Source organism: Pseudonocardia sp. ICBG1142, from assembly GCF_020496255.1.
Taxonomy (GTDB): Bacteria; Actinomycetota; Actinomycetes; order Mycobacteriales; family Pseudonocardiaceae; genus Pseudonocardia.
In genome coordinates this window covers 1-6,625 of sequence record NZ_JAHLJC010000042.1, presented here as the reverse complement: position 1 = coordinate 6,625, position 6,625 = coordinate 1, and the positions used below count along the sequence as shown (strand labels likewise).

7 protein-coding genes and 1 pseudogene are annotated in these 6,625 nt (G+C 61.9%); all 8 read right to left on the bottom strand.

All coding sequences use genetic code 11. The features are described from left to right. Positions 1-872: 872 nt before the first annotated feature. A complete protein-coding gene (locus KPL59_RS34065; RefSeq protein ID WP_226363257.1) occupies positions 873-1,211 on the bottom strand; it encodes a hypothetical protein in 339 nt (112 codons plus the stop codon). A gap of 24 nt (positions 1,212-1,235) precedes the next feature. After that, a pseudogene (locus tag KPL59_RS38070) lies at positions 1,236-1,346 on the bottom strand (J domain-containing protein); the annotation flags it as partial. Positions 1,347-1,388: 42 nt separating this feature from the next. After that, positions 1,389-2,546, bottom strand: coding sequence for a TraG/TraD/VirD4 family protein (locus KPL59_RS34055; RefSeq protein WP_226363256.1), 1,158 nt, complete (start codon positions 2,544-2,546; stop codon positions 1,389-1,391). 347 nt (positions 2,547-2,893) lie between these two features. Beyond that, a complete protein-coding gene (locus tag KPL59_RS34050; RefSeq protein ID WP_226363255.1) occupies positions 2,894-3,274 on the bottom strand; it encodes a hypothetical protein in 381 nt (126 codons plus the stop codon). Further along, positions 3,274-3,987 (bottom strand): hypothetical protein, encoded by a 714-nt coding sequence (locus KPL59_RS34045; RefSeq protein ID WP_226363254.1) that lies wholly within the window; start codon positions 3,985-3,987, stop codon positions 3,274-3,276. Before KPL59_RS34045 ends, KPL59_RS34050 begins: the two co-directional genes overlap by 1 nt. A gap of 1,384 nt (positions 3,988-5,371) precedes the next feature. After that, positions 5,372-5,827 carry a peptidase inhibitor family I36 protein gene (locus KPL59_RS38065; protein ID WP_226363253.1) on the bottom strand — a complete coding sequence of 152 codons (456 nt, stop codon included), beginning with the start codon at positions 5,825-5,827 and terminating at the stop codon, positions 5,372-5,374. Next, on the bottom strand, positions 5,824-6,063 hold the full coding sequence (locus tag KPL59_RS34035; protein ID WP_226361021.1) for a DUF2283 domain-containing protein: 240 nt from the start codon (positions 6,061-6,063) through the stop codon (positions 5,824-5,826). Before KPL59_RS34035 ends, KPL59_RS38065 begins: the two co-directional genes overlap by 4 nt. Before the next feature lie 65 nt (positions 6,064-6,128). After that, entirely contained in the window at positions 6,129-6,455 is a 327-nt protein-coding gene (locus tag KPL59_RS34030; protein ID WP_226363252.1) for a DUF4258 domain-containing protein, read from the bottom strand. Between the last annotated feature and the right edge of the window lie 170 nt (positions 6,456-6,625).

The window sequence follows — 6,625 nt, the reverse complement described above, 5'->3', positions numbered from 1 at the left end:
GCTCGGGGCTCGCTGGGCTCGGGGCTCGCTGGGCTCCGTAGGAGCTTGTCCTCCCTGCCGGAGGGAGGGCAGCGAAGGGAGCCCCCCCCCTACCCGGTCAACGGCGCGCGGATGCGCAAGGTTGACCGGGTAGGGGGGAGACTCGGATCGAACGGTCGCGGCTGTTCTGCCGTCGGTCGGTTGCTTCGGTCGCGTGTCCCGGGCACCGCGTTACTGATGCCCCAGGGCGGGATGTCCAGTCAGTCTGTCGCATCGGCTACTGCGTTGAACACGTCCGATGCGCACCCCCTCTGCGGGGGTCAGCCTGGGCCTGCCGTGTTCCGCTCCATCCTGTGGAGCAACGGCTGCTGCTGATCTGGTCCAGCTGCAGGTTTTTACCTTCTGAGGGACCGGACCCTGGGCCGGGACGTTTGGTTACCCAGTTCTCGATGCATCTGGGAGCGTGACGAGCGTGTCGCTGGTGCCCGGGAGCGTCTGGCCGCTACCCTGACCATTCATTTGTGTTGTGTTCAGCTCACAGTGAACCAGATGCCCCCGCCCCGGCGGGGGCATCTGTGTATCTACGCAGCTCACACGGGGTGTCGCTCCAGCCCTAGAGTGGCGTCGTGGCTATCGACCGAGGCATGCGAGTCCCCTGGGAGATCGGGACCGCCTACTGCCCCACCTGCTCAGCGGTGAAGGGCGAGCCCTGCACCGAGCGCCGACCCCGACCCCACCGAGGACGCCGCTTCCGCCGCCAGGTCCACCCAGCCCGCCGCGCCGCCCAGAGCCCGACCGTTCAACGGAAGCCTCCAACACAATAATTGCGCGATCCACACGCAAAGCAGGGCGAGCCCTCTACGAGACCCGCCCTGCTCTGCCGAGAAGGAACGCTAGTAACCGCCCCGCTCGAACCTCTCCACCCGCTCAGCCGTCATCGTGGGGAGTGGTCCAGTATCCCATCCTGGATCACTGTTCACTGCTTCCTGGCCTGTCTTCTTACTCAGTGGTCGACCTATCGCGAGATAGGCCAGACGGATAATCACTGCGCCCGCGACCAGGACTGTGACAGCCCCGTAGAACGGGACCCCGAAGAGTAAGGGGATCAGGATGAGCACCGCCGCCTCGACCATCCCCATGACGATTGCGAGGAGGGTGAACTTGCTGCGGACCCAGACCACCGGCCCGATGCCCGGCACTGGGTTTTCCCGTGACTCTTCTGGAGTGTCCACCCACGCTTCGGAAAGAAGGTAGGTGTAGGCATCGCAGATGTCCTGAAAGTCCGTCTTCGAACCACCGATGTCGGGATGGTGCTCCCTGGCTGCCTTCCGGTAGGCGGAGTGCAGGACCTGGGGGCTCGCCGCAGGTGAGACTTTGAGGCGTTGCGCAGCCGCCTCGGGACAGGGTGCTCATTTCTTCCACCCCGGAATCTGCTCCTCCAGAGTCTTGTCCCGGCCCTTGAGCAGTGCGACTGGCTGCTTCGCATGCCCAGCCACCAGCAGATTCCGCTTCGCCGACCCGGTGATAACCTTGCTCGGAAGCCTCCTCGTCTTATCCACCGGCTTCACGACCCCGTAGGTAACTTTCTCCGAGTTCGTATAAATCCAATGCCCGTCGGGGAGTTGCCGCACCCGGTTCGGGTCCAACAGATAGGCATCCTGCCGCCGGAGACTCCCGGTTCCCGTGAACTCAGACTCCGACAACTGCAACCCGGCCTCACCGACCTTGCGAGACCCAAACCGCTTCGCCAGCGGCTCCGCCGCCTCCGTCCGGCCGATGAGCATTCCCCCACCCATCGCCGACAAGAGCCGTTCTCGTTCGTCCTCGGTGTCCCCGAACCCGTAATAGGACTGCGCCGACGGGATGCAAGCCCCGCCCATCCCCCGAATCCGCTCCACCAGATTCGTCAGACTCCCGGTGAGCTTCCCCGTGATCGCCGAAAACTCATCCACGATGAACAACGTCTGCCGCGGCTGCTGCGACAACTCATACATCAGCAGCTCCAGCAGCACCGCTGCCTTCGCCTCCGCCACAACCCTGTCAATCGAACCCGGCACCAACACATACAAGGCATCGAAGTCAGTGAGGGGCCGCCCGGCGTCGAAGTCGTCCCCCAGCGCCCGGAACAACTCGCTGAACAGCATCAGGTCCGCCGCCAACGGTGACGGCCCCGACCCCGACGACGCCGTCAACGCCCGCACAGCAGCCGACTCCACCGGGTACTTCTCCCAGGTCTCCGTCAGCCACTTCTTCGTTAGCCGCTTCAGCAGCGCCACCGAGTCAGACGGAGGGCCTTCTTCCGGCGCATCGATGAGCAGGTGCAGCAGACCCCGCTGCAGCACGTCATAGAAGCGATGCTCAGTCTTCGCCAGGGCGTGTAGGGACGCCTGGAGCTGGCGTGGGGGGAGCCGCCACATGTTGAGCCGGTCAACGAACGGGAAGATCCCGACCCGCGCCGGTGCCAGGCCCAGGGCCTCCATCTCCTCGGCCCATTCCACCGCCTGGTCCCCACCCTGGCGACCACCCTTGCAGTCGACGAAGATGGTCAGTGGCCGCGTGGAGTACACGTCCCGGGACCCCGAGCCAGATAGGGACTGGCTCGACTCCCGGTAGGTGCTCCACGCGGCTTCTGTCCATCCGCAGCTGAGCCGGATCAACGTCGTCGACTTCCCCGACCCCGTCGACCCCACCGCCGCCATATGCCGTTTAATCCGTTCCATTGGAACATCAAAATATGGTGCGTTCCGTTTCCCCACCGCCTGTCCCAACAGCTCCGGATGCGGATACACGTCCTCATACTTGTGACCCAGGATCACTCTCTGCCCTCTCGATAGTGGTGTGATCTCATGCTTCGCCCGCAGCCTGGCATTCCATTCCTGGCGCTTCTGTTGCCGATACACATGCCGCTCACCCTTCACTCCTTCCTTTCCGGATCGCATCCGCCGCGTATAGCGGTGCCACCATATCCACGCCCCAAGCACGACAGCAGCAACGTGCCACCGGTCGCATTCACGAATGCGTGCCACCACATCCCCGCCCACGCCTGCTCGATGGCCGTCTTCATTGTTGTGAGTGGCGCGAACCAGTCATCGACCCACCACGCCGCAATCACACTCGCCCCGAGCACCACGAAGAACACATTCCGCAGCCGGGACGGATGCCATCCCTTCAACGAAGCACCCGCCACGATCCCAGCACCCAGGATGATCCCCGGCAGCAAGACCACTCCCGCCGCGACTATCGCCGCGAGAAGTATCCCGGCAATACTTCCCTGCGCCCATGCTGGCCACTCCATCACTCTCCACCTACCTTCAGGCGCCGAACCCAACCCTTCGGTTGCCATGCAGGAACCTCCTCTTCCAAGCTTCTGACATGAAACTGGAATTTCTCTCCCAATCGTTGCGGATTGGGGGAATTCCTCATCTGAATCTCGCTTCGAACGCTGTACTCCTTCGTCACATCCTCGATCACCGGCAAAGCCACCGGCGAACACCAATAGGCGATACCTGAACAGTTCAAATCCCGTGCTCTCCTTTGAATCTCTGGCAATAACCCGTCATGCAAGTTCACCCCACCTGTTCCCGACTCTCTCTCCTTAGAGAGGTACCGAGTTCGAGCTTTTGCCGTCAGCTCGACCTCAATCAGCACGCGGTTTCCGTTCTCTAGAATCTCGACTCCGTCTGGCATGTGTGGGTATTCCTCGTCTTTGAGACGCCAGCCGTGTTCATGCCATAGGCTTCGCTCGGATTCCCACCGGTCCAACGCGAACCCTGTTCGGCGCGCCCGGACTGCCGCCACTGCACGGGTATGTGCCGCTGTAGTGGGGCGGGGTTTCCATTCCCGCGCGTTCCATCCTAGGAATTGATCTGTGGTTGCCTTTGTCGGCCACACCCAGGCTGATCCCGCGTCGACGTAGTCACGCTTGACCCAGCCCGCCTGTTCCCAACGCCGCACAATCTGCCGGGCTCGTTCTTCTGTGACGTTCAGGTGGTGCTGGAGGAGGTCCATGGGGATGCGTACCGTACATGTGCGCCATCCACTCCATGAGTTCGGCATCTCGTGCTGTCCTGCGGGCTGTTCCGGCGTCGCTTCGCTTCGCTCGTTTCGGCTGTGCTTCTTCTGGCATTGCCTGGCCTCCTATCTGGATCATGTTCTGCTTCATGCTCTGGTCACTGCCCCTGCATGGGGTTCTTGTGTTTTGTTTTGTGCTGTTCTGTCTGTCTGGGGCTCTGCCCTGCTCGGCTTCGCCTTCGCTGGCCTTCTGTGTGCCGTTGCCTTCTGCGTAGCCATTCGGTTTTACCCCTTCATTGGTGCTCTTTTTTCTCTCCCCTCTACGTACCGCACGCCCCTCTCAGCCACACCCCCTTGCCAACCCCCTGTCTGTTGATCTTGTTTTTGATCTTGTTTTTGATCTTGTTGACTTGCCTTCCCCCCGCCGCGCGCGACACCTCAGTTCCTCGTCGCGAAGCAGAGGGAGTGAGGTGTCGCGCGGTGGCGGCGGGAAGGCCCCCCACGAAACCGCAGGTCAACTCCCTCCCCCACCGCTTAAACCCCTGTTTTTCACCCATGGCACTAGCCATGGGTTTTCAATGTCCTTTCCAAGGTGTTTCACACCGTATACCAACCCCCTCTTCTCTGTCCATGCTCCGATGGAGTGGCCGTGAGGTCGCGGTGTGTGGGGCGCGCCCGGAGGGCGCACCCTAGGGGTTGGGGGCCTCCTGTCCGTCACCTGGGCGTAGCCAGACCAGGGCTTTGCCAGGGGGCAACCCATGGGGTTCGGGTTGCCCCCTGGCAAAGGTCTGGTATCCCTTTGGGCAGGTGATGGGCAGGAGGCCCCCAACCCCGATTCCAGGGGGAGGAACCGTGCACTAGCCGAGTGCTATTCAGCCGGGTTTGTCCTCCTGTCCGGAGCCTGCCCAGCGGCGAGCGTCTGCCTTTGATCTTCGCTCTTTGTTCCGCCTTCGGCGGAATCCCTCCGGGGCCCTCCGGGGGCCCTCCGGGGGCCCTCCGGGGCCCTCCGGGGGCCCTCCGGGGGTCGGGCGCTCGCCGCCCCGAACCCCGGCAGACTCCGGACAGGGGCTACGGTCCTCCCGGCCCTGTCCATCATCTGCCACAAGGGATACCTGACCCCCCACCGAATGCAAGGGACACCCCACCCTTGCATTCGGTGGGCCGCCAGGTCTGGCTCCGCCCAGATGACGGACAGGGCCGAAAGAACCTCCAAGACAAGCCCGTTACACACAAACAGGGCGGACCCCTATCGGGGTCCGCCCTGCCTGATTGAGAAAGGGACGCTAGTAGCCGTCCCGCTCGAACCTCTCCACCCGCTCAGCCCATCATCGGAGAGATGATCTCAGCACAGTTCACCCATGCACATGGATTGCAGCGTTGTTTACCAATACGGGTCCATTGCTGCTGTCCTGCCGCACCCTTCTAGCACGAGTACGCCTCCCACCCCATCGCCGAGCATTCCGTCATCTGGACAAAGCTGATTGTTTCTCCACGACTTCACTTTCCCTCCGAAACCATAATCATCCAGCCTGTGCCAGTGCTCGTCACTGAATATCAGCCGCCGACCGTTGCCGCCCGTCGATCCGTACAGACACAGCCATCCCCAGGCGCAATCGAACGCTCCTCCTTGATACTCCTGGGGAGTTCGGTTTCCACTGTGAGCATCCGCTGCCGCGTTCGCCTCGGCATTGTTAGAGAAACACTCATACTGTTTCGGCGCATACACCACACAAGACTGCCCCGAGCCCTCCTTCCTGCTCTCTCCCGCAGCGGCTGAGCCTGTAATTGACAACAAGACTCCCACTGCAACCAACAGTCCACCTACCGCCTTCTTCATTCCCCATTCTCGCCTTCGCTGAGCCATCTACCCGGCAACCGCTTCGACGCGTTCAGAATCTCCAGACCTACCATCCGGCCTTTTCCTTCGTTCTCAAAATCCAACGCTCCGTACATGACGCCTTGTCGATCTTCCACTAAAGCTGTGCGAACTCGACGTGCATCGTCCGCAGACAGCCTTTCGAAACGAAGGTAGGCCACATCGCCAGACGTATCCAGTTCCAGCGTTACTGACACTTCTCGCTTGGTAATCATTTCACCCTCAAATCACCGGGTGGACTGTGACGACCCAGCCACTCCCGTTAATAACCACGGCGAATGGAGTATCCGCCTCCATAATCTTCCAGGTTCCATCTCCTTGATTGATCCCTCTCTGGTCCGAAACGAACCAGCGCGTTCACTTCTTTCTCTCCGATATCGCGTTCGCTCATGCGGAGCTTCGCATGGATGGTGTAGCCCGCGATATGACGCGGGCGGTTAGCGAACTTTTCTGAAGTAAATCCCCAAGAAAGGGATGCCCCCTGAGTCGGAGATTTTAAATCGGAAGCCAGTGCAGGACTCGAACTCGCTCCTAGCGCCGCCATAAATAGCAGAATAGTCACAGTAGTTGCACGAAGAAAACGTTTCATTTATGCTTGACTAATGCTGAGTGGACGCTCGCAAGGGCTCGGGGCTCGCTGGGCTCGGGGCTCGCTGGGCTCGGGGCTGGGGCTCGGGGCTCGCTGGGCTCGGGGCTCGCTGGGCTCGGGGCTCGCTGGGCTCGGGGCTCGCTGGGCTCGGGGCTCGCTGGGCTCGGGGC